Origin of the sequence: Pseudomonas sp. HMSC065H01 (assembly GCF_001815235.1) — a bacterium.
GTDB classification, from domain to species: domain Bacteria; phylum Pseudomonadota; class Gammaproteobacteria; order Pseudomonadales; family Pseudomonadaceae; genus Pseudomonas; species Pseudomonas aeruginosa.
This window is the reverse complement of sequence record NZ_KV819873.1, coordinates 12,793-34,343: the sequence shown is the minus strand read 5'-3', so window position 1 is coordinate 34,343 and position 21,551 is coordinate 12,793. Positions and strand designations below refer to the sequence as shown.

The following is a 21,551-nucleotide window of genomic DNA, read 5'->3' as shown; positions in this document are numbered from 1 at the left end:
CGCTCCAGGAGTCTTCGCATGTTCGAACGCATCATCCAATTCGCCATCGAGCAACGCTGGCTGGTCCTGCTGGCGGTGCTGGGGATGGCCGGGGTCGGCATCGGCAGCTACCAGAAGCTGTCCATCGACGCGGTCCCGGACATCACCAACGTCCAGGTGCAGATCAATACCGCCGCCCCCGGCTACTCGCCGCTGGAAGTGGAGCAGCGGATCACCTACCCGGTGGAGACCGTCATGGCCGGCCTGCCGGGTTTGCAGGAAACCCGTTCGCTGTCGCGGCCGGGGATTTCCCAGGTGACGGTGATCTTCGAGGAGGGCACCGATATCTACTTCGCCCGCCAGCAGGTCAACGAACGCCTGAGCACGGCGCGCGAGCAACTGCCGGAAGACATCTCGCCGACCCTCGGGCCGATCTCCACCGGTCTCGGCGAGATCTACCTGTGGACGGTTGAGGCCGAGGAGGGCGCGACCAAGGAGGACGGCAGCGCCTACACCCCCACTGACCTGCGCACCATCCAGGACTGGATCATCCGTCCGCAGTTGCGCAACGTGAAGGGCGTGGCCGAGATCAACACCATCGGCGGCTACGCCAAGCAATTCCTCATCGCCCCGGATCCGAAGAAGCTCGCGGCCTACAAGCTGACCCTCGGCGACCTGCAGAACGCCGTGCTGCGCAACAACGAGAACGTCGGCGCCGGCTACATCGAGCGGCGCGGCGAGCAGTTGCTGATCCGCGCGCCGGGCCAGGTCAAGGACATGGACGATATCCGCGGGATCATCGTTTCCAACGTCGACGGCGTGCCGATCCGTATCCGCGACGTCGCCGAGGTCGGCCTGGGCAAGGAGCTGCGCACCGGCGCGGCCACCGAGAACGGCCGCGAAGTGGTGCTCGGCACGGTGTTCATGCTGATCGGCGAGAACAGCCGGGAAGTGGCCCAGGCGGTCGGCCAGCGCCTGGAGGAGATCAACCGGACCCTGCCCAAGGGGGTCAAGGCGATCACCGTCTACGACCGCACCACCCTGGTGGACAAGGCCGTGGCCACGGTGAAGAAGAACCTGGTGGAAGGCGCGGCGCTGGTGATCGCGGTGCTCTTCCTGTTCCTCGGCAACATCCGCGCGGCGTTGATCACCGCCACCATCATCCCGCTGTCGATGCTGTTCACCTTCACCGGGATGGTCGGCAACAGGGTCAGCGCCAACCTGATGAGCCTCGGCGCGCTGGACTTCGGCATCATCGTCGACGGCGCCGTGGTGATCGTCGAGAACGCCATCCGCCGCCTGGCCCACGCCCAGGCCCACCACGGCCGCCAGCTGACCCGCGCGGAACGTTTCCACGAGGTCTTCGCCGCGTCCAGGGAGGCGCGCCGGGCGCTGGTCTTCGGCCAGATCATCATCATGGTGGTGTACCTGCCGATCTTCGCCCTCACCGGGGTCGAGGGGAAGATGTTCCACCCGATGGCGTTCACCGTGGTCACCGCGCTGCTCGGCGCGATGATCCTCTCGGTGACCTTCGTCCCGGCGGCGATCGCGCTGTTCATCACCGGCAAGGTCAAGGAGGAGGAGAACTTCGTCATGCGCCGCGCGCGTCTGGCCTACGAACCGGCGCTGCGCTGGGTGCTCGGGCACCGCGCGCTGGTGGTCGGCGGCGCCCTCGGCGCGATCCTGCTCACCGGGCTGGTGGCCTCGCGGATGGGCAGCGAGTTCATTCCCAGCCTCAGCGAGGGCGACTTCGCCATGCAGGGCCTGCGGGTGCCGGGCACCAGCCTGACCCAGTCGGTCGAGATGCAGCAGACCCTGGAGAGGAAGCTGATGGGCAAGTTCCCGGAGATCGAGCGGGTCTTCGCCCGCACCGGGACCGCCGAGATCGCCTCCGACCTGATGCCGCCGAACGCCTCCGACAGCTACGTGATGCTCAAGCCGCAGAGCCAGTGGCCGGACCCGAAGAAGTCGCGGGAGGCGCTGCTGGAAGAATTGCAGGCCGCGGCCCTTGAGGTGCCGGGCAGCGTCTACGAGTTCTCCCAGCCGATCCAGTTGCGCTTCAACGAACTGATCTCCGGGGTGCGCAGCGACGTCGCGGTGAAGGTCTTCGGCGACGACATGCAGGTGCTCAACGACACCGCGGAGAAGATCTCCAAGGTGCTGCAAGGCATCGACGGCGCCTCCGAGGTGAAGGTCGAGCAGACCACCGGCCTGCCGGTGCTGACGGTGGACATCGACCGCGACAAGGCGGCACGCTTCGGCCTCAATGTCGGCGACATCCAGGACACCGTGGCCACCGCCCTCGGCGGACGCAACGCCGGTACCCTGTTCGAGGGCGACCGCCGCTTCGACATCGTCATCCGCCTGCCGGAAACCCTGCGCGCCGACCTGCCGGCACTGTCCAACCTGCTGATCCCGCTGCCGCCGAACAACCTGGCGCGGATCGACTTCATCCCGCTGTCGGACGTGGCGCGCCTCGTCCTCTCGCCGGGACCGAACCAGATCAGCCGGGAGAACGGCAAGCGGCGCATCGTGGTCAGCGCCAACGTGCGCGGCCGCGACATCGGCTCGTTCGTGCTGGAAGCGCAACAGAAGCTGCAGGACGGGGTGAAGATCCCGGCCGGCTACTGGACCACCTGGGGCGGCCAGTTCGAACAGTTGCAGTCCGCCGCCAAGCGCTTGCAGGTAGTGGTGCCGGTGGCGCTGCTGCTGGTGTTCACCTTGCTCTTCGCCATGTTCAACAACGTCAAGGACGGCCTGCTGGTGTTCACCGGCATCCCCTTCGCCCTCACCGGCGGGGTGCTGGCCCTGTGGCTGCGCGGGATACCGCTGTCGATCTCGGCGGCGGTGGGTTTCATCGCCCTGTCCGGGGTGGCGGTGCTCAACGGCCTGGTGATGATCTCCTTCATCCGCAACCTGTTGCAGGAAGGACGCAGCCTCGACCAGGCGGTGTGGGAGGGCGCCATCACCCGCCTGCGTCCGGTGCTGATGACCGCCCTGGTGGCGTCCCTCGGTTTCGTGCCGATGGCCCTGGCCACCGGCACCGGCGCCGAGGTGCAGCGGCCGCTGGCGACGGTGGTGATCGGCGGCATCCTGTCCTCGACCATGCTGACCCTGCTGGTGCTGCCGGTGCTCTATCGCTGGACCCACGGGCGCGACGCCGGACCGCGCGAGGAGACGCCGGCGGCCGGCTGAAGCGGGCGCGCAAGCGGGCCGGCAGGGGAAACCCTGGCGGCCCTTTTTCGTTGGCCGTTGGACGGATTCCGTTCGATTACCGCACGCGATTGCCGGCCCGGATTGTCGCCGGCGGAGGGCTTGCGTAGTGTGGGTGGACGTTCCGCGCCCGGCGCTTGGTGCCGCGCGGCGATAACAACAACGATAGCAGCCTGAGTGTCCTGCCCATGAATGCCTCCTTGCTCAGCGAGCGCAGCCGGGTGTTCGAACGTGCCGACCCCTATGCGGTGTCCGGCTATGTCAACCGGCACGTCGGTACGCACTGCATACGCCTGCCGGCCGCCGGCAGGCCGCAAGCCAGCCTCGACCACCGCACCTTCGCCAGCCTCGACCTGTGCCGGATCAGCTACGGCGCGGCGGTACGGGTCACCTCGCCGGCGCTGGAGAGCATCTTCCACCTGCAGATCCTCCTGCGCGGCCACTGCCTGTGGCGCGGCGGCGGGCAGGAACACGCCCTGGCGCCGGGCGAGCTGTTGCTGATCAACCCGGACGATCCGGTCGACCTGACCTATTCGGCGGACTGCGAGAAATTCATCGTCAAGCTGCCCTGCGCGCTGCTCGAAGCGATCTGCGCCGAGCAGCGCTGGAGCCATCCGGCGCGCGGCGTGCGTTTCCTCGAACATCGCTATCGCCTGGACCAGCTGGAAGGCTTCGTCGGCCTGCTCGCCCTGGTCTGCCGCGAGGCCGAGTCCGGCGAGCGGCTGGCGCGGGTCGACAGCCACTTCGAGCAGATCCTCGGCAGCAAGCTGCTGACCCTGCTGAAGACCAACGTCAGCCGCGAGGACCCCGGCGATGCGCAGGTCGTCTTCGCCCGCCTCGATGCCTACATCCGCCGCCATCTGCAGAGCGAGATCGAGGTCGCGGCGCTGGCCGAGCAGGCGCACATGAGCACCCGTTCGCTGTACGCGCTGTTCGAGCGCCAGCTTGGCGAGAGCCCTCGGCAATACATTCGCCGGCTGCGCCTGGAGCGCATCCGCGCCTGCCTGGAAGACCCCGGCTGCCGGGTACGCAACCTCACCGAACTGGCCCTGGACTTCGGTTTCGCCCACCTCGGCCGCTTCGCCGAGCAATATCGCCGGCAGTTCGGCGAGCTGCCTTCGGAAACCCTGCGCCGGCGCGCCTAGCGCCGACCGCCACGGCGTGCAGGAATCGGCCAGCGATCCGCAGGCAACGGATATCCCCAGCAGCACGCGCTACCTAACCTGACCGGGCCTGAACAATAACAACGGAGGCCCCGGCCATGTCCCTGGGTAGCGATTACTTGCGTTCTCTGCTCGAGGAAGACCCCGAGCGCGGCGTCTACCGCTGCAAGCGGGAGATGTTCACCGATCCACGCCTGTTCGAACTGGAGATGAAGCACATCTTCGAGGGCAACTGGGTCTATCTCGCCCACGAAAGCCAGGTTGCCGGAGTCAACGACTACCTGACCACCCAGATCGGCCGCCAGTCGATCGTCATCGCGCGCAACCGCGACGGCCAGCTCAACGCCTTCATCAACGCCTGCAGCCACCGTGGCGCGATGCTCTGCCGGCACAAGAGCGGCAATCGCAGCAGCTATACCTGTCCGTTCCACGGCTGGACCTTCAACAACTCCGGCAAGCTGCTCAAGGTCAAGGACCCGGCCGAGGCCGGTTACCCGCAGGGCTTCAACTGCGAGGGCTCGCACGACCTGACCCGGGTGGCGCGCTTCGAGTCCTACCGTGGCTTCCTGTTCGGCAGCCTCAACCCCGATGTCAGGCCGCTGGCCGAGCACCTGGGCGAGTCGGCGAAGATCATCGACATGATCGTCGACCAGTCGCCGGAAGGCCTCGAGGTGCTGCGCGGCTCTTCCAGCTATGTCTACGAAGGCAACTGGAAGCTCACCGCCGAGAACGGCGCCGACGGCTATCACGTCAGTTCGGTGCACTGGAACTACGCGGCGACCCAGAGCCAGCGCCAGCAGCGCGACGCCGCGGACCCGCTGCGGACCATGAGCGCCGCGGGCTGGGCCCGGCAGGGCGGCGGCTTCTACTCGTTCGAGCATGGCCACATGCTGCTCTGGAGTCGCTGGGCCAACCCCGAGGACCGGCCGGCCTTCGAGCGCCGCGCCGAGCTTGCCCGCGACTTCGGCGAGGCCCGCGCCGACTGGATGATCGAGAACTCGCGCAACCTCTGCCTGTACCCCAACGTCTACCTGATGGACCAGTTCAGCTCGCAGATCCGCATCGCCCGGCCGCTGTCGGTGGACCGTACGGAAATCACCATCTACTGCATCGCGCCGAAAGGCGAGAGCGCCGAGGCGCGCGCCCGGCGCATCCGCCAGTACGAGGACTTCTTCAACGTCAGCGGCATGGCCACCCCGGACGACCTGGAGGAGTTCCGTTCCTGCCAGCAGGGCTACCAGGGCAGCGTGGTCGGCTGGAACGACCTGTCGCGCGGCGCCGAACACTGGATAGAGGGCGCCGACGCGGCGGCCGCGGCCATCGACCTGCGGCCGCGCCTGAGCGGCGTGCGCACCGAGGACGAAGGGCTGTTCGTATTGCAGCATCGCTACTGGCAGGAGGCGCTGCTCGCCGCCCTGGAGCGCGAACGAACGCAGCGCGTGGCGCTGCGGGAGGTGGCGTCATGAGCCTGGGCTACGACGCCCTGCGCGATTTCCTCTACCGCGAGGCGCGCTATCTCGACGACAAGGATTGGGACGCCTGGCTGGCGTTGTACGCCGCGGACGCCAGTTTCTGGATGCCGTCCTGGGACGACCGCGACCAGCTCACCGAGGACCCGCAGCGGGAAATCTCGCTGATCTGGTACGGCAACCGCGGCGGCCTGGAGGACCGGGTATTCCGCATCCGCACCGAGCGCTCCAGCGCGACCCTGCCGGACACCCGCACCTCGCACAACCTGAGCAACATCGAACTGCTCGGCGAGGACGACGGCATCTGCCGCGTGCGCTGCAACTGGCACACCCTGAGCTATCGCTACAAGACCGTGGACAGCTACTTCGGCACCACCTTCTACGACCTCGACGTACGCGGCGAGAGTCCGCTGATCAAGGCCAAGAAAGTGATCCTGAAGAACGACTACGTTCGCCAGCTGATCGACGTCTACCACGTCTGACGCCCGCGCCGGCGGGCTGTCGAGGGACATGCCATGAACCATCGGATCGCACTCAACTTCGAAGACGGGGTGACCCGCTTCATCCATGCCGCGCCCGGCGAGACCGTGGCCGACGCGGCCTACCGCCAGGGCATCAACATCCCCCTGGACTGCCGCGACGGCGCCTGCGGCACCTGCAAGTGCCTGGCCGAGGCCGGGCGCTATGCGCTGGGCCAGGACTACATCGACGATGCCCTCAGCGCCGAGGAAGCCGCCCGCGGCTACGTGCTGACCTGCCAGATGCGCGCCGAAAGCGACTGCGTGCTGCGCGTGCCGGCGTCCTCGACCCTGTGCAGGACCGGCCAGGCGCGCTACGAGGCGCGCATCAGCGAAGTCCGGCAACTGTCGCCGAGCACCATCGGCCTGTCGCTGCGCGGCGAGGCGCTGGCCAGCCTGGCGTTCCTGCCCGGGCAGTACGTCAACCTCCAGGTACCCGGCAGCGAGCAGCGCCGCGCCTACTCCTTCAGCTCGCTGGCGAAGGACGGCGAGGTCAGCTTCCTGATCCGCAACGTCCCCGGCGGGCTGATGAGCGGCTTCCTCAGTGGCACGGCCAGGGCCGGCGACAGCCTGGCGATGGACGGCCCGCTGGGCAGTTTCTACCTGCGCGAGATTCACCGGCCACTGCTGATGCTGGCCGGCGGCACCGGCCTGGCGCCGTTCACCGCGATGCTCGAACGGATCGCCGAACAGGGCAGCGCGCACCCGCTGCACCTGGTCTACGGGGTGACCCACGACGTCGACCTAGTCGGGCTCGAGCGCCTGGAGGCGTTCGCCGAACGGATTCCCGGCTTCACCTGGAGCGCCTGCGTGGCCAGCGCCGACAGCGACTATCCGCGCAAGGGCTACGTGACCGAGCACATCGCCGCGCAGCACCTGCACGAGGGCGACGTCGACATCTACCTGTGCGGGCCGCCGCCGATGGTCGAGGCGGTCGAGCGCTACCTGCGCGAGCAGGGCGTGCGCCCGGCGAATTTCTACTACGAAAAGTTCGCCGCCAGCGCGGCCTGAACCCGAGCGAGCCAAGGAGACTCCCATGAACGACAGATTCCGCGACAAGGTCGCCCTGGTCAGCGGCGCCGCCCAGGGCATCGGCCTGGGCGTGGTCCGGCGCCTGCTGGAGGAAGGCGCGCGGGTGGTGGCGGTGGACCGCTCCGAGCTGGTCCACGAACTGGCCGGCGACGCCTGCCTGTGCCTGACCGCCGACCTGGAGCGCTACGCCGAATGCCAGCGGGTACTGGAGCGGACCCTGGAGCGTTTCGGCCGGCTGGACATCCTGGTCAACAACGTCGGCGGCACCCTCTGGGCGAAGCCCTACCAACACTACGCCGAGGACGAGATCGAGGCCGAGCTGCGGCGTTCGCTGCTGCCCACCTTGTGGTGTTGCCGAGCGGCGCTGCCGGCGATGCTGGGGCAGGGCAGCGGGGCGATCGTCAACGTCTCGTCGGTTGCCACCCGCGGGGTCAACCGGGTGCCCTATGGCGCCGCCAAGGGCGGGGTGAACGCGCTGACCGCCTGCCTGGCGTTCGAGACCGCCGACCAGGGCATCCGCGTCAACGCGGTGGCGCCGGGCGGCACCGACGCGCCGCCGCGAAGGATTCCGCGCAACGCCGCGGCGCAGAGCGAGGAGGAGCGGCGCTGGTATCGACAGATCGTCGAGCAGACCCTCGACAGCAGCCTGATGAAGCGCTACGGCAGCATCGACGAACAGGTCGCGGCGATCCTCTTCCTCGCCTCCGACGAGGCGTCCTACATTACCGGCGTGACCCTGCCGGTAGCTGGCGGCGACCTCGGCTGAGCGCTTCAGTCGCCGCTTTCGGTGAACTTCTCCAGGTACAGCCGCAGATGCTCCAGGGAGCGCTCGCGCAGCCACTGGCGGACCGCCTCGACCATCGGCGGCGGCCCGCACAGGTAGAGGTCGAAAGCTTCGTCGCGCAAGCGGGCGGCGTCGAAATGCTCGTGCAGGTAGCCGCGCCGGCCATCCCAGTCGGCGTCCGCCTCGCTGAGCACCGGGGCGAAGCGGAAGCCGGGAAGCCGCTCGGCGTAGCCGGCGATCCGTTGCAATTCGCAGAGATCGGCGGCGCGGCGTACCCCGTAGTAGAGATGCACCGGCCGCTCGCAACCGCGCTCGGCCAGTTCGTCGAGCATGCCGAGGAACGCCGACAGGCCGGTGCCGCCGGCCACCAGCAGCAACGGGCGCTCCACCTGGCGCAGGTAGAAGGTGCCCAGCGGCGCCTCGAAGCGGATCTCGTCGCCGACCCTGCACCCTTGGCGCAGGTAGTCGCTCATGGCGCCGCCCGGGAGCAGGCGGATAAGGAACTGCAGGTGGTTCTGCGGATTCGGCCGGTTGGCGAAGGAGTAGGCGCGCCGGCAGTCGCTGCCGGGTACTTGCAGGCGCGCGTACTGGCCGGGCAGGAAGTCCAGCTGGCGGCCCGCGGCGCCGGCGTCGAGGCGGAGCAGCGCGGTGTCCTCGGAGAGCAGGCGCAGTTCGCGCACCACGCCGCTGTGCGCCTGGGCCGCGGCGGCATGGCAGAGGGTCGAGGCGAAGTCGAAGTAGAAGGCCGCGTCGGAGCGCACCCGGGTCTGGCAGGCGAGCACCTTGCGCTGCTCCAGGTCGGCGGCGGAGAGGGTGTCCTCGTCGGCGTAGTCCAGGCTGTAGCTGCCCGCCTCGCAGCGGCCCATGCAGGTGCCGCAGACCCCTTCGCGGCAGTCCAGCGGCAGGTTGATGCCGTGGCGCAGGGCGGCGTCGAGGAGCAGGTCGTCGTGGCCGACGGGCAGGAACAGGGTCTTGCCGTCGGCGAAGCTGAGGGCGACTTTGTGATTCATCGTGACGGGGCCCGCCGTTCAGAGGTGGTAGAAGTCGAGGACCGAGTCGATCCGGTCGTTGAGCAGGACGATGTGCTTGCGCGCGATCAGCCAGGTCTCGCCATGGGGTTTCAGGCGGTAGGTGGTATGGCCGAAGAAGCTGCCGGTCTGGTCCAGGCGCTGGAACAGGGTCTGCCAGTTGACCCGCACTCGCAGCAGGCCTTCGCCTTCCTCGGCGATGCGCACGTTGCCGATCTGGTGCAGGGTGCGCGGCATCGGCACGGTGGACGCGGCCTTGCCGGTGCGGATACGGAACACCCGGTCTTCCAGGCCGGCACGGCTGGGGTAGTAGATCAGCGACATCTCGCGCTTCGGATCGCGGGTGTAGCGGTGCTCGGACTCCCACTGCGGCAGGTGGAACTCGCACTGTTCGTCGAACTGCGCGAGGTAGCCGTCCCAGTCCTGGGCATCGCAGAGTTCGGCGTGGCGGTAGAGGAACTGTTCGACGCGGTACTGCAGTCCGGCGTTCATGGGGTCACCTCCTTCGCGCGCAGGGCCAGGCGCTCCAGGCCGTCGAGGAGGAAGCGCCGCCAATGCGCGTGCTGGTTGACGTAGAGGCCTTCGTGGGTGATCTCGGTGCCGGTCAGCAGCGGCGCGATACCCAGCGCCTGGCTGTTCGGCGTCGCGCCTTCGAGCCACTTGCCGTGGCCGCGGGAGATGTCGCTCCAGCGCTCCAGGCGGGCTTGGAAGCCACGCTGGGCTTCGCGGAACTCCACCAGGTCGTCGGGCGTGCCCATCCCGGAGACGTTGAAGAAGTCCTCGAACTGGCGGATCCGGTTCTCCCGGTCGGCGTCCGACTCGCCCTTGACGCCGATGCACTGGCTGACGATCTCGGTACGGTTCCAGGCCAGCGGGCGGACGATGCGCAGCTGCGAGCTGATCTGGTCGATGACGAACAGGCTGGGGTAGAGATTGAGGTTGCGCAGGCGATGCATCATCCACTCGGCGCGGGCCTGGCCGTATTCCGCCACCAGCCGCGGCATCACGCTGGCGTAGCCGGGGCGTACGGCGGGGTTGGGCATCTCGCTGAAGAGCACGCTGTGGCCGTTGGCGAAGGAGAACCAGCCGTCGTCGGTGGCCGCGTCGCCGGCGCCGAGCTTGCTGTAGTCGAGGGTGGCGGCCACGCCGCCGCGCTCGGCCTCGACCTGCTGGCGGTGCTGCACGGTGGCTACGTAGTTGTAGTGCACTGTGCTGACGTGATAGCCGTCCAGGCCATTCTCGTTCTGCAGCTTCCAGTTGCCTTCGTAGGTGTAGGTGGAGGTGCCGGGCAACACTTCCAGCTCGCCGCTGGGAGACTGCGCCACCAGCATGTCGAGGAACACCCGGGCGTCGCCGAGGAAGTCCACCAGGTCGTCCTCGCCGGCGACGTCCAGGCTGACGAAGACGAAGCCCCTGTAGCTCTGGATGCGCGCTTTCTTCAGGCCACGGGTGGCCTTGTCGAAGCCTTCCGGGTATTCGCCCGGCGCCTTGACCTTCACCAGCCGGCCGTCGTTCTTGTAGCACCAGGCATGGAACGGACAGGTGAAGGTCGACTGGTTGCCCTTGCCGACCCGCACCAGGGTCGCGCCGCGATGCTGGCAGGCGTTGACCAGCGCGTGCAACTGGCCGTTGCCGTCGCGGGTGACGATCAGCGGCTGGCGTCCGGCGCGCAGGGTGACGAAGTCGTGGGGCCTGGCCAGTTCGCTTTCGTGGCAGGCGTAGATCCAGTTCTTTTCGAAGATCAGCTCCATCTCCAGGTCGAACAGCTCCGGTTCGGTGAACATGTCCCGGGCGATGCGGAAGATGCCTTCCTCGGGACGGAAGTCGAGGCAGCCGCCGACATAGTCGCGCCACTGTTCGAGGCTTCTGCGGGTAGCGTTCATGCGTTCTCACCCTTGTGCGTTGTCGTTATGGGTGACCCATTCAACGGCCGCGAGCGGGGGCGGGCTATCCGCTTAGTCGACGATGCGCATCCCGAAAATCCGCAGCCGCCGAGGAGCGGCCGGGGGGCTCGCGGAGGGCTCGGCCGAGGTTCGAGCGGCGCTTGCGGCGGACGCTTTGTCCGGAAAGTCGGCGAACGCTATCCGGATAGTGGAGGATGCGGGGAGCCGGCCTTGCGCCGGCATATGCCTTGCATTTTGCTGAAAACAGAGCGCCAGCAGAGCGCACCCCCAGCCTTGCCGTGTCGAGTGCCGAACCATGATGAGGACCCATCCCGTCGCCGATCGTGGCGATCTCCATGCCGACCACCTGGACCTGGCCGCCGCCCGTTCCTGGATGTCGAAGGTCTGCGGGCCGCACCGGCTCGAAGCGGCGAGCCCGGGACTGGTGCAGTTCCAGCACCACGGCAACGTGCTGAAGTCGATGTGCACCACCCTCGGCTACATCGGCTACGGCACCGACGTCACCATCACCGTCGAGGATGCCGCGGCGTTCAACGCCTACAGCCTGAGCCTGCCGCTCAGCGGCGAGCAGGAGCTGTGTCGGGGCGGGCTGCGCCTGCTCTCCGACGTCCGCCGCGGGGTGATCATCGCGCCCAACGAGCGCCAGGAGCTGAGCATCGCCGGGGACTGCCGCAAGTTGCAGGTGGTGATCGGCCGCACGGCGATGCGCAAGGTCCTGGAGGAGATGTTGCAGCGGCCGATCGATACGCCCTTGCGCTTCGATCCGGAGATGGATGCCCTGGATGGCGCCTCCGCGTCCTGGTGGCGCACCGTGCGGCACATCAGCGAGGAGATGGCGCGCAGCGAACTCTACGCCCAGGCGTTTTTCAGCAGCGACCTGGAACGCGCGCTGATCAAGGGACTGATCCTGGCCCAGCCGAACAACTACAGCGAGGCCCTGCAGCAGGGCCTTGGCGGGCGCCCGCCGCACTACCTGCTGCGCGCCCGCGAGTTTCTCCAGGCCAACGCCCGCGAGACCCTGAGCCTGGAGGACGTGGAACGCGCCGCCGGGGTCTCGCGGTTCAAGCTGTTCGAGGGCTTCCGTCGCTACTTCGGGGTGTCGCCGATGAGCTACCTGAAGCACTACCGGCTCGCCGCGGTGCGCGAGGAGATCCTCGCCAGCGGCGGCGCCCGCAGCATCTCGACGATCGCCCTGGGCTGGGGCTTCAGCCACCTCGGACGCTTCTCCGTGGACTACCGCAAGCGCTTCGAGGAAACCCCGAGCATGACCCAGCGCCGCGCTGCGCGGCGCTCCTGAGAGGGCGTTCAGGCGTCCTCGCGGCCGATCAGCGCCAGGCAGCGCCGCAGGTGCGGGGAGCCGTCGCCCTGGCGCCGGCTGACGATGATCGGCGAGGTCAGGGAGGCGTCGGCCAGGGCCTGGTAGGCGACGTCGTCGCGGTGCTGCAACTGCACCGAGGCCGGCACCAGGGTCGCGCCGAGTCCGGCGGCGACCAGGCCGATGGCGGTCTGCATCTCGTTGGCCCATTGCGTCACGCGCAGGCTCAGGCCGTGGGTGGCGAACAGCGCCAGCACGTGGTCGGCGTAGCTCGGCCGCGGCTGGCCGGGGTAGAGCACGAACGGCTCGCGCGACAGGCGCTCCAGGCTCAGCGGCTGGCCGAGCAACGTGTGCCCGGCGGGCAGGGCGGCGACCAGCGGCTCTTCGCTGAGCACGCTCTGGCGGATCGCCGGGTCGTCGATGCGGATGCGTCCGAAACCGATGTCGATACGCCCGCTCTTCAGCGCCTCGACCTGTTGCAGGGTGGTCATCTCCAGCAGGCCCAGCTCCAGCTCCGGGTCGCCGCGCAGGTGGCGGATCAGCTCCGGCAGCACGCCATACAGCGCCGAGGGCACGAAGCCGATGCCGAACCACTGGCGCTGGCCCTGGCCGATCCGCCGGGTGCTGTCGCAGATGCTTTCCAGTTGGTCCAGGAGCGTCGCGCTCTGTTCGTGGAAGAAGCGCCCGGCTTCGGTCAGGCGCAGCGGCCGGCCGCGCTCCAGCAGGGCCACCCCGAGCATTTCCTCGAGTTGCTGGATCTGCCGGCTCAGCGGTGGCTGGGCGATGTGCAACTGCTCGGCGGCGCGGGTGAAGTTGAGGGTCCGGGCCAGCGCCTGGAAGTAGCGCAGGTGACGAAGCTCCATGATACCTCCAGGGTATGGTTCGAGAGGAAGATGATATTGGACCCCAGTGAAGAAGGCGATGGATGCTTGGTTGAGACAACGGCGAAACCCGCTCGGTATCGAGCGAGCCTTGAGCGGCGAACCGTCGAAAACCCGACCGCAACCCTGGTGGACCCCCGAGAATGAGCCAAGCCGTGATCCAAAGCCTCGAGTCGATCATCGTCGACCTGCCGACCATCCGCCCGCACAAGCTGGCCATGCACACCATGAACCGGCAGACCCTGGTGATCCTCCGCCTGCGTTGCAGCGATGGCATCGAGGGCCTCGGCGAAGCCACCACCATCGGTGGCCTGGCCTACGGCAGCGAGAGCCCGGAGAGCATCAAGAGCAATCTCGACGCGCATTTCGCCCCGTTGCTGCTGGGCCAGCCGGCGGACAACGTGAATGCCGCGATGCAGCGCCTGGACCGACACATCAGGGGCAACACCTTCGCCCGCTCGGCGGTCGAGACCGCCTTGCTCGACGCCCATGGCAAGCGCCTCGGCCTGGCCGTCAGCGAACTGCTCGGCGGCCGCCTGCACGACAGCCTGGAGGTGGCCTGGACCCTGGCCAGCGGCGACACCGGCCGCGACATCGAGGAAGCCGGGCGGATGCTCGACCTGCGCCGCCACCGGCACTTCAAGCTGAAGATCGGCGCCGGTGAGGTGGATGCCGACGTGGCCCACGCGATCGCCATCAAGCGCGCCCTCGGCGAGCGCGCCAGCGTGCGGGTGGACGTCAACCAGGCCTGGGACGAAGGCGTTGCCCAGCGTGCCTGCGCGACGCTCGGCGACAACGGCATCGCCCTGATCGAACAGCCCATCGCCCGCCACAACCGCGTCGGCCTGGCGCGCCTGAGCAGCCGCGGCGGCGCGCCGATCATGGCCGACGAGGCCATCGAGAGCGTCGAGGATGCCTTCCACCTGGCTCGCGAGGGCGCCGCCCCGGTGTTCGCCCTGAAGATCGCCAAGAACGGCGGACCGCGCGCGGTGCTGCGTAGCGCGGCGATCGCCGAGGCGGCCGGGATCGGCCTGTACGGCGGGACCATGCTCGAGGGCGGCATCGGCACCCTGGCCGCCGCCCACGCCTTCGTCACCCTCGACCGCCTGGCCTGGCACAGCGAACTGTTCGGCCCGTTGCTGCTGACCGAGGACATCCTCCTCGAGTCGCCGCGCTACCAGGATTTCAACTTGCACGTGCCGCGTGCGCCGGGTCTCGGCCTGGCGCTCGACGAGGAGCGCCTGGCGCGCTTCCGCCGGCGCTGAAGCCGTCCCGCAGACAGAGGAGAAACGACCGATGCTGTTCCACGTGAAGATGACCGTGAAGTTGCCCGTCGACATGGACCCGCAACAGGCCGAGCGGCTCAAGGCCGAGGAGAAGGAAATGGCCCAGCGCCTCCAGCGCGGGGGCAGCTGGCGGCACCTCTGGCGGATCGCCGGGCACTACGCCAACTACAGCCTGTTCGACCTGCCCAGCGTCGAGGCGCTGCACGACACCCTGACCCGGCTGCCGCTGTTTCCCTACATGGACATCGAGATCGACGGGCTTTGCCGGCATCCCTCGTCGATCCATGCCGACGACCGCTGAGATTCCCTTCCCACGCCCGACAACAACAAGCAGAGGCAAACGCCATGACCGTGAAGATTTCCCAGACTGCCGATGTCCAGCGCTTCTTCGAAGAGGCCAGCGGCCAGCTCAACGAACGCGGCGATCCGCGCACCAAGGCCCTGGTGCGGCGCATCCTCGACGACACGGCGAAGCTGATCGAAGAAATGCAGGTCACGCCCGACGAATTCTGGAAAGCGGTGGACTACCTGAACCGCCTGGGCAGCCGCCAGGAGGCCGGCCTGCTGGCCGCCGGGCTGGGCCTGGAGCATTACCTGGACCTGCTGCTCGACGCCCAGGACGCCGAGGCCGGCCTCACCGGCGGCACGCCGCGCACCATCGAAGGGCCGCTGTACGTCGCCGGCGCGCCGCTGAGCGACGGCGAGGCACGGATGGACGACGGCCGCGACGCCGGCACCGTGATGTTCCTCCAGGGCCGCGTCAGCGGTCCCGATGGCCAGCCGCTGGCCGGGGCCATCGTCGATGTCTGGCACGCCAATACCCAAGGCACCTATTCCTACTTCGACAGCAGCCAGTCCGAATACAACCTGCGCCGGCGCATCCGCACCGACGCCGACGGCCGCTACCGTGCGCGCAGCATCGTGCCGTCCGGCTACGGTTGCCCGAGCGACGGCCCGACCCAGGAACTGCTCGACCGCCTCGGCCGCCACGGCCAGCGGCCGGCGCACATTCACTTCTTCGTCTCGGCGCCCGGCCATCGCCACCTGACCACCCAGATCAACCTGGCGGGCGACCGCTACCTGTGGGACGACTTCGCCTATGCCACCCGCGATGGGCTGATCGGCGACCTGCGCTTCAACGACGACCCCGCCGCGGCCCGCGACCGCGGCGTGGAGGGCGGACGCTTCGCCGAACTGGATTTCGACTTCCAGCTCCAGTCCAGCCCGGCGCCCGCCGCCGAGCGCCGCAGCCAGCGGCCGCGGGCATTGCAGGAGTAAGGCGGGAAACGGGGAGGGCGGCTGGTCGCTGGCGACCATGCCGCCTTCTTCCGCCAGGCGCGACGGCGGATAAAAAAAGGCGCCATGACTGGCGCCTCAGGACTTGTCCAAAGGAGCAACCCAAAAAGGACAAGTGTATTGCTCGGTGAAAGGCTGCTCAGCCGTTGCCGTTCTTGCGCTCGGCGCATTTGCTGCGGTCGGTCTTCTGCGCTTGCGCTTCCAGTTGTTGCTTCTGCAGGCGCTTTTCGCGCAGTTCTTTCTGCGCGGCGCGGAATTCGGCGTTGTACTGCCAGGAGCGTTCGCTGCCGTCCTGGGCCTGGGTAGTGGCGGCGCCGGTCGCCAGCAGGGCGGCCAGCAGCATCGGGATGATCTTCATGGCAAACCTCTCGGGTTGGCTCGTCGCCGGGGCGAGGTATTCGTCCCGTTTGAGCAAAGAGTAAGAGCGGACGGATTACCCGAGGGTGAGTGGAAAATTACGTTTCCGATAACTTCGGCGATGCTCCGTTGCATGGCGGAGGAGTCTGCGCGAAGCGCATTAAGTGCGAGTTAAGATTGCGGAAAAGTAATCCCCGCCTCATGTCTGCGTCATTTCCCCGGTTCCAGAATCAGCCCCACGGTCAATGCCGGTTGCGGCAGGACTGCGCGGGGGCGCGATCGACCAGAAGTTCACGCACAGCCAGCGCCGCAAGGCATGGCCGCAGAAGAAAAACAGACATGAACCGATCTGGAGCAATCGCCATGCAAGGGGATGGAAAGAAACGACTGTGGACGCTTCCACTGCTGCTGGGCGCCGGACTGATGGCCTCGGCCGTCGCCGAGGAGAACGCCGAGCGGAGCAAGGAAGGTTTCATCGAGGGCAGCGAGGTCAACCTGCTGCTGCGCAACTTCTACTTCAACCGCGACTTCCGCAAGGGCCAATCGAGCCCGGCGGGCGGCGGCTACACCGAGGAGTGGGTGCAGGGCTTCATGGCCAACTTTTCCTCGGGCTTCACCCAGGGCACGCTGGGCGTCGGCATCGACGCCTTCGCCCAGCTCGGCGTGCGCCTGGACAGCGGCGGCGGGCGTTCCGGCGCCGGCGGTAGCGTCGACCTGCTGCCCTATGACGACCAGGGGCGGCCGCAGGACGACTATTCGCGAGCCGGCGGCGCGGTCAAGCTGCGCTGGTACGGCACCGTGCTGCGGGTCGGCGACGTGTTCCCGGAAACCCCGGTGATCCAGTACGGCAACAGCCGGCTGTTCCCCTCCAGCTTCCGTGGCTTCACCCTGGTCAACGACAGCCTGGCGAAGGGCCTGACCCTGCAGGCCGGCAAGCTGAACTCGATGACCCAGCCGAACAGCACCAGCGGCAGCGACGACTTCTACAGCTTCTACACCGGCCGGCGCATCGACTCGCCGTGGGTCGCCTACGCCGGCGGCGACTACCAGGCCACCGAGCACTGGAGCGTCAGCCTCTACGGCAGCCGCCAGAAGGACGCCTGGGACCAGTACTACGCCGGCACCAGCTTCAACTATCCGCTGGACGACAAGCTGTCCCTGCTCGGCGGCGCCAACTACTACAAGGTCAAGGACCAGGGCAGGCAGGTGATGGGCGAACTCGACAACGACATCTGGAGCGTGCGCGGCGGCTTCGCCTACGGTCCGCACCAGGTGCTGCTGTCGTACCAGCGCAACAACGGCGACGACGACTTCGACTACCTGCGCCAGACCGACTCCATCTACCTGGACAACTCGATCCAGTACAGCGACTTCAACTCGCCCAAGGAACGCTCGCTGATGCTCCGCTACGACCTCGACATGGCCGCCTTCGGCGTGCCGGGGCTGAGCTTCATGACCCGCTATGGCAAGGGCTGGGACGCCGATTATTCGAATGCCAACAGCGTCTACATGCGCACCGACGCCAACGGCAACCCGCTGACCAACCAGGGCCGCTGGGAACGCGACGTGGAGGTCAAGTACGTGGTGCAGGGTGGCGCGGCCAAGGACCTGGCGTTCCGCGTGCGCCAGGCCACCGTGCGCTCCGATAGCTTCGAGTCGGACCTCGACGAAGTCCGCCTGATCGTCGAATACCCGCTGCAAGTCCTCTGAAGGCGCGCCGCCGCCCCGTCCGGGGCGGCGCTCTGCGACAGCCCGTTGCTGGCGGCTGCGCGGCGGCGCTGCTACTTTCCTCTGGGTAGGCGGGCCGAAGGGCGGTTCCTGGCCGGGCATGGCTTCGACCTGCCGGTGGGCGCCGCGACCCGAACCTCGGCCACGCCATTCCACCCATGCCGCCCGGGCACCGGCGTGCCCGTGGCAGCCCAGGCTACGGGCGCCGCGTAGCCAGCCAAGCGGGAGTCGACATGGCCTCGTGGACCTTGGTGGACGCCAGTGCGATCGCTGTCCGCCATCCCTACACCTTCTACAAACCGGACGCGGAGACCATCGACCGGGTCGCCGCCGGGGAAAGCGTCAAGCTGATCTTCGCCTTCGATACCGACAACCCCGATGCGCCGCGCGCCGAGCGGCTCTGGGTGACGGTCGAGGGCATCGAGGCGGATGGCGCCTTCAGCGGCCGCCTGGACAACTATCCGCAATACATCCGCGACCTGTCGCTGGGCGAGCGCATCGTCTTCGAGGCGCGGCACATCATCAACACCGAGCACGACCCGCGGGAAACGCCGATCTCGCGCTATGCCCGGCGCTGCTTCGTGACGCGCCGGGTGATAGACGAGGGGAAGGCGGTCGGCTACCTCTACCGCGAGGCGCCGGAAGAGGAAAACGACAGCGGCTGGCGACTGATGGCCGGCGACGAGTCGGACGACTACATGAATACCGCCGGGACCACCGCCTACGTCAGCCTGGGCTCGGTGCTGAACGCCGACGACAGCATCCTGCCGCTGCTCGACGCGCCGCCGGGACGGGCGTTCGAGCGGCTGGCCGACGGTTCCTTCATCGAGGTGCAGGGACCGGAGGGTTGAGCCTCAGCCTGGCAGCTCGGCGAGGAAGCGCTCCAGGCGCTCGGCCAGGGCCAGGTAGTCGTCGGGACTGCGGTTGCTGCCCATCTTTCCCGACCTGACCCGCCTGGCGTCGCTGCGCTCGCGCTCGGCGCGGCTGGCGAGGGCCAGACGCAGGGCGCTGGCCCTCGCCGGCGACTCCTCCAGCAGCGGTCGCGCCATGATCCGCGCGGCGTCGGCGTCGCCGTATTGCAGGGCGAGGAGCACCGTATTCGGGTCGGAGATCGCGCCGAGCCGCAACAGGCGTTCGGCCAGGACCGCATCGAGGTGCGCGGCGCCAATCTGCAGGCTGTCCTGGTGCACCGCGACGCCCTGGTCGAGCAGCCATCTGGCGGCCTCCAGGCGCCCGCGGGCGAGGCAGGCCTCCAGCACACCGCCGCGTCCGCGCAAGGTTTCGGCGAAGTCGCAGCCGGCATCGCGCAGGCGTTGCAGCAGGTCGATGTCGCCGTCTTGCGCAGCTTCGGCCAGGGCCAGTTGACGCAGCCTTGGCTCGGCGGCCAGGCTGCCGTCGGCGAGGGCCGGCCGCCAGTCGAGGATGCGCTGGCGCAGCAGGACTTCCAGGCGGCCCTTCAGCGCCTTGCCGGGCTCCCCAGCGGCCTCCAGGGCGTCCAGCGCTTCCAGTAGCTCGTCGGCCACGCCGCAGGCGTTCTCGGCATCGAACGGATCCTGTTCGAAGGACAACAGGCGGAACAGCCCGCCGACATCGTCGGCCAGGCGCGTCACCGAATCCTGGTGCAGGCGTCCGGCCCAGGCCGGCGGCAGGCCGTGGCTCCAGGCGATTACCGCGCCATGCTCGGGGCCGGGTTCGACGCAGACGTAGAGGCGCTCCAGGTACTCGAAGCCACCGAACGGCAGGTAGGCCAGCTTGCCGTTCCAGTCGCGGCCTTCTTCTGCCGCGGCTTCCGCCGCCAGCTCGCGCTCGTGTTCGATCCAGCCCCAGAGGTCGTGGTAGCCGTCGCTGTCCGGATAGAACAGTTCGCTGAAAGAGAACGGGTGGCGGTGGCCGTCGTAGTCGACTTCCAGGTCATAGCCGAGGCGCCCGCCGAAACAGGTGCGCCAGAGGCGTAGCAGGTCTTCTGGAATCGGTCCGGCCAGGCCTTCGGCAAGACGCTGGACGTGTTCGGCGGACACCGGCGGTTGGGCGTCGTACACCACGCAGCCGTCGAACACGGCCAGGCGATGGGCCAGCAGGAGTTGGCGTTCGGCGGGGGAGAGTTCCATTCTCTGTGGTCCTGTCGATTCGGGGCGGCCACTCTAGCACGGCGAGGGTGCGCGTTCCGCAACGCCTTGGCTATCATGCGCGGCTTTCCATCCGCCCTGGCCGGAGTCCGTCGAACCATGCACACCTTGCAGCAACTGCGCAGCGGCGAACTGGCCGGCGCCACGCGCCTGGACCTGTCCTGCGGCCTGCGCGAGTTCCCCCGGGAAATCTTCGAGCTGGCCGACTCCCTGGAGGTGCTCAACCTCAGCGGCAACGCCCTGGACAGCCTGCCGGACGACCTCGGGCGGCTGCATCGTCTCAAGGTGCTGTTCTGTTCCGCCAACGACTTCGCCGAATTGCCGGCGGCGGTGGGGGACTGTCCGGCGCTGAGCATGGTCGGCTTCAAGTCCAACCGCATCGAGCGGGTGCCGGCCGCGGCCCTGCCGCCAGCGCTGCGCTGGCTGATCCTCACCGACAACCGGATTGCCACGCTGCCCGAGGAACTGGGTCGCCGGCCGTTGCAGAAGCTGATGCTGGCCGGCAACCGCCTGGAGGCCTTGCCCGAGAGCATGGCCGCTTGCGAAGGCCTGGAACTGCTGCGGATCGCCGCCAACCGTTTCCAGCGCCTGCCGGCCTGGCTGGCGACGCTGCCGCGCCTGGCCTGGCTGGCCTACGCCGGCAACCCGTTGTGCCGTCTGCCGGCGCTGGCCGACAGCGGCATCGCTGCGCTGGACTGGAGCGAGCTGAGCCTGGACGGTTTGATCGGCGAAGGAGCCTCCGGGGTCATCCATCGCGCCGGCTGGCACCAGCCGGACGGCTCGACGCGCACGGTGGCGCTGAAGCTGTTCAAGGGCGAAGTGACCAGCGATGGCACCCCCGCCAGCGAGATGGCCGCCTGCCTGGCGGCGGGGCGCCATGCGCAATTGATCGAGGTGCTCGGCCAGCTCGCCGGGCATCCGCAAGGGCGCGACGGGCTGGTGCTGGAGCTGCTCGACGACGCCTATCGCAACCTGGCGGGGCCGCCGAGCCTGGAGTCCTGTACCCGCGACGTCTATCCGCCGGGACTGCGCTTCGAGCTGGCCACGGCGCTGCGCCTGGCGGCCTCGCTCGCCGCGTTGATGGCCCATCTGCATGGACGCGGCATCAGCCATGGCGACTTCTATGCGCATAACATCCTCTGGCGCGAGGATGGCGCCTGCCTGCTGGGCGATTTCGGCGCCGCGTCCTTTCTCCCGGACGACGCCGTGCTCGCCGGCGCCCTGCGGCGCCTGGAAGTACGTGCCTTCGCCTGCCTGCTGGAAGAGTTGCTCGAGCGCAGCGAGGCGCCGCCGGGGCAGGCCTCGCTACGTGCGGCGCTGGTCGAGTTGCAGCGACGTTGCGCGCTGCCACGGGTGAGCGAGCGGCCGGACTTCGGCGAGATCCAGGCGATCTTGCGCGACCTTGCCGCTCGCAGCCAGGCGTTTCCTCAAGTTCGATGAATTTGTCCGAAATTGACCGCAGGCTGATAAAT

At 68.3% G+C, this 21,551-nt stretch carries 19 protein-coding genes; 13 read left to right on the top strand and 6 right to left on the bottom strand.

The features are described 5' to 3' along the window. Nucleotides 1-18: 18 nt before the first annotated feature. The 6 genes from HMPREF3014_RS12770 to HMPREF3014_RS12745 all read left to right on the top strand — a co-directional run bounded on the left by HMPREF3014_RS12770 (nucleotide 19) and on the right by HMPREF3014_RS12745 (nucleotide 8,140). Complete coding sequence (locus tag HMPREF3014_RS12770) at nucleotides 19-3,174, top strand: efflux RND transporter permease subunit (protein ID WP_010793061.1); 3,156 nt, start codon at nucleotides 19-21, stop codon at nucleotides 3,172-3,174. A gap of 206 nt (nucleotides 3,175-3,380) precedes the next feature. Next, a complete protein-coding gene (locus HMPREF3014_RS12765; protein WP_003109534.1) occupies nucleotides 3,381-4,337 on the top strand; it encodes an AraC family transcriptional regulator in 957 nt (318 codons plus the stop codon). Between the two features lie 116 nt (nucleotides 4,338-4,453). Beyond that, nucleotides 4,454-5,821, top strand: a complete 1,368-nt coding sequence (gene benA / locus HMPREF3014_RS12760) for a benzoate 1,2-dioxygenase large subunit (RefSeq protein ID WP_003113315.1) — start codon at nucleotides 4,454-4,456, stop codon at nucleotides 5,819-5,821. Next, a complete protein-coding gene (gene benB, locus HMPREF3014_RS12755; RefSeq protein WP_003113314.1) occupies nucleotides 5,818-6,306 on the top strand; it encodes a benzoate 1,2-dioxygenase small subunit in 489 nt (162 codons plus the stop codon). The genes benA and benB overlap by 4 nt, the downstream gene beginning before the upstream one ends. Nucleotides 6,307-6,339: 33 nt before the next feature. Continuing rightward, entirely contained in the window at nucleotides 6,340-7,353 is a 1,014-nt protein-coding gene (benC, locus tag HMPREF3014_RS12750) for a benzoate 1,2-dioxygenase electron transfer component BenC (protein ID WP_003109537.1), read from the top strand. Nucleotides 7,354-7,378: 25 nt separating this feature from the next. Next, entirely contained in the window at nucleotides 7,379-8,140 is a 762-nt protein-coding gene (locus HMPREF3014_RS12745; protein ID WP_003116862.1) for a 1,6-dihydroxycyclohexa-2,4-diene-1-carboxylate dehydrogenase, read from the top strand. Between the two features lie 5 nt (nucleotides 8,141-8,145). Here HMPREF3014_RS12745 and antC read toward each other — a convergent pair whose 3' ends face one another. From antC to antA, 3 genes are read right to left on the bottom strand one after another with little or no spacing between them, the layout of a single operon-like run. Beyond that, on the bottom strand, nucleotides 8,146-9,168 hold the full coding sequence (antC, locus tag HMPREF3014_RS12740; RefSeq protein ID WP_023087456.1) for an anthranilate 1,2-dioxygenase electron transfer component AntC: 1,023 nt from the start codon (nucleotides 9,166-9,168) through the stop codon (nucleotides 8,146-8,148). Between the two features lie 18 nt (nucleotides 9,169-9,186). Continuing rightward, entirely contained in the window at nucleotides 9,187-9,678 is a 492-nt protein-coding gene (antB, locus tag HMPREF3014_RS12735; RefSeq protein WP_023087457.1) for an anthranilate 1,2-dioxygenase small subunit, read from the bottom strand. Further along, nucleotides 9,675-11,069, bottom strand: coding sequence for an anthranilate 1,2-dioxygenase large subunit (gene antA / locus HMPREF3014_RS12730; protein WP_003113310.1), 1,395 nt, complete (start codon nucleotides 11,067-11,069; stop codon nucleotides 9,675-9,677). Before antA ends, antB begins: the two co-directional genes overlap by 4 nt. Nucleotides 11,070-11,385: 316 nt before the next feature. Between antA and HMPREF3014_RS12725 the strand changes: the two genes are divergently transcribed. After that, nucleotides 11,386-12,387 (top strand): AraC family transcriptional regulator, encoded by a 1,002-nt coding sequence (locus tag HMPREF3014_RS12725; protein ID WP_003113309.1) that lies wholly within the window; start codon nucleotides 11,386-11,388, stop codon nucleotides 12,385-12,387. A gap of 8 nt (nucleotides 12,388-12,395) precedes the next feature. Here HMPREF3014_RS12725 and HMPREF3014_RS12720 read toward each other — a convergent pair whose 3' ends face one another. Continuing rightward, nucleotides 12,396-13,268 (bottom strand): LysR family transcriptional regulator, encoded by an 873-nt coding sequence (locus HMPREF3014_RS12720; protein WP_003116869.1) that lies wholly within the window; start codon nucleotides 13,266-13,268, stop codon nucleotides 12,396-12,398. A 161-nt stretch (nucleotides 13,269-13,429) separates the two neighbouring features. Between HMPREF3014_RS12720 and HMPREF3014_RS12715 the strand changes: the two genes are divergently transcribed. Genes HMPREF3014_RS12715 through catA form a run of 3 tightly spaced genes read left to right on the top strand, consistent with a single transcriptional unit; the run spans nucleotide 13,430 to nucleotide 15,850 of the window. Next, nucleotides 13,430-14,551 (top strand): muconate cycloisomerase family protein, encoded by a 1,122-nt coding sequence (locus HMPREF3014_RS12715; RefSeq protein WP_017001921.1) that lies wholly within the window; start codon nucleotides 13,430-13,432, stop codon nucleotides 14,549-14,551. Between the two features lie 31 nt (nucleotides 14,552-14,582). Then, on the top strand, nucleotides 14,583-14,873 hold the full coding sequence (gene catC / locus HMPREF3014_RS12710) for a muconolactone Delta-isomerase (RefSeq protein WP_023087458.1): 291 nt from the start codon (nucleotides 14,583-14,585) through the stop codon (nucleotides 14,871-14,873). A gap of 44 nt (nucleotides 14,874-14,917) precedes the next feature. Next, a complete protein-coding gene (gene catA / locus HMPREF3014_RS12705; RefSeq protein WP_003122649.1) occupies nucleotides 14,918-15,850 on the top strand; it encodes a catechol 1,2-dioxygenase in 933 nt (310 codons plus the stop codon). A 157-nt stretch (nucleotides 15,851-16,007) separates the two neighbouring features. Here catA and HMPREF3014_RS12700 read toward each other — a convergent pair whose 3' ends face one another. Continuing rightward, nucleotides 16,008-16,226 (bottom strand): hypothetical protein, encoded by a 219-nt coding sequence (locus HMPREF3014_RS12700; protein WP_003120082.1) that lies wholly within the window; start codon nucleotides 16,224-16,226, stop codon nucleotides 16,008-16,010. A 362-nt stretch (nucleotides 16,227-16,588) separates the two neighbouring features. On the opposite strand from HMPREF3014_RS12700, the gene HMPREF3014_RS12695 reads away from it, so the two are divergent. Then, nucleotides 16,589-17,935, top strand: a complete 1,347-nt coding sequence (locus HMPREF3014_RS12695; protein ID WP_003109544.1) for an OprD family porin — start codon at nucleotides 16,589-16,591, stop codon at nucleotides 17,933-17,935. A gap of 251 nt (nucleotides 17,936-18,186) precedes the next feature. Then, a complete protein-coding gene (locus HMPREF3014_RS12690; protein ID WP_003089860.1) occupies nucleotides 18,187-18,804 on the top strand; it encodes an immunity protein Imm33 domain-containing protein in 618 nt (205 codons plus the stop codon). A 3-nt stretch (nucleotides 18,805-18,807) separates the two neighbouring features. Here HMPREF3014_RS12690 and HMPREF3014_RS12685 read toward each other — a convergent pair whose 3' ends face one another. Then, nucleotides 18,808-20,061 (bottom strand): SMI1/KNR4 family protein, encoded by a 1,254-nt coding sequence (locus HMPREF3014_RS12685; RefSeq protein WP_003116870.1) that lies wholly within the window; start codon nucleotides 20,059-20,061, stop codon nucleotides 18,808-18,810. 117 nt (nucleotides 20,062-20,178) lie between these two features. Between HMPREF3014_RS12685 and HMPREF3014_RS12680 the strand changes: the two genes are divergently transcribed. After that, a complete protein-coding gene (locus HMPREF3014_RS12680; protein ID WP_003162904.1) occupies nucleotides 20,179-21,519 on the top strand; it encodes a leucine-rich repeat-containing protein kinase family protein in 1,341 nt (446 codons plus the stop codon). Nucleotides 21,520-21,551: the final 32 nt, after the last annotated feature.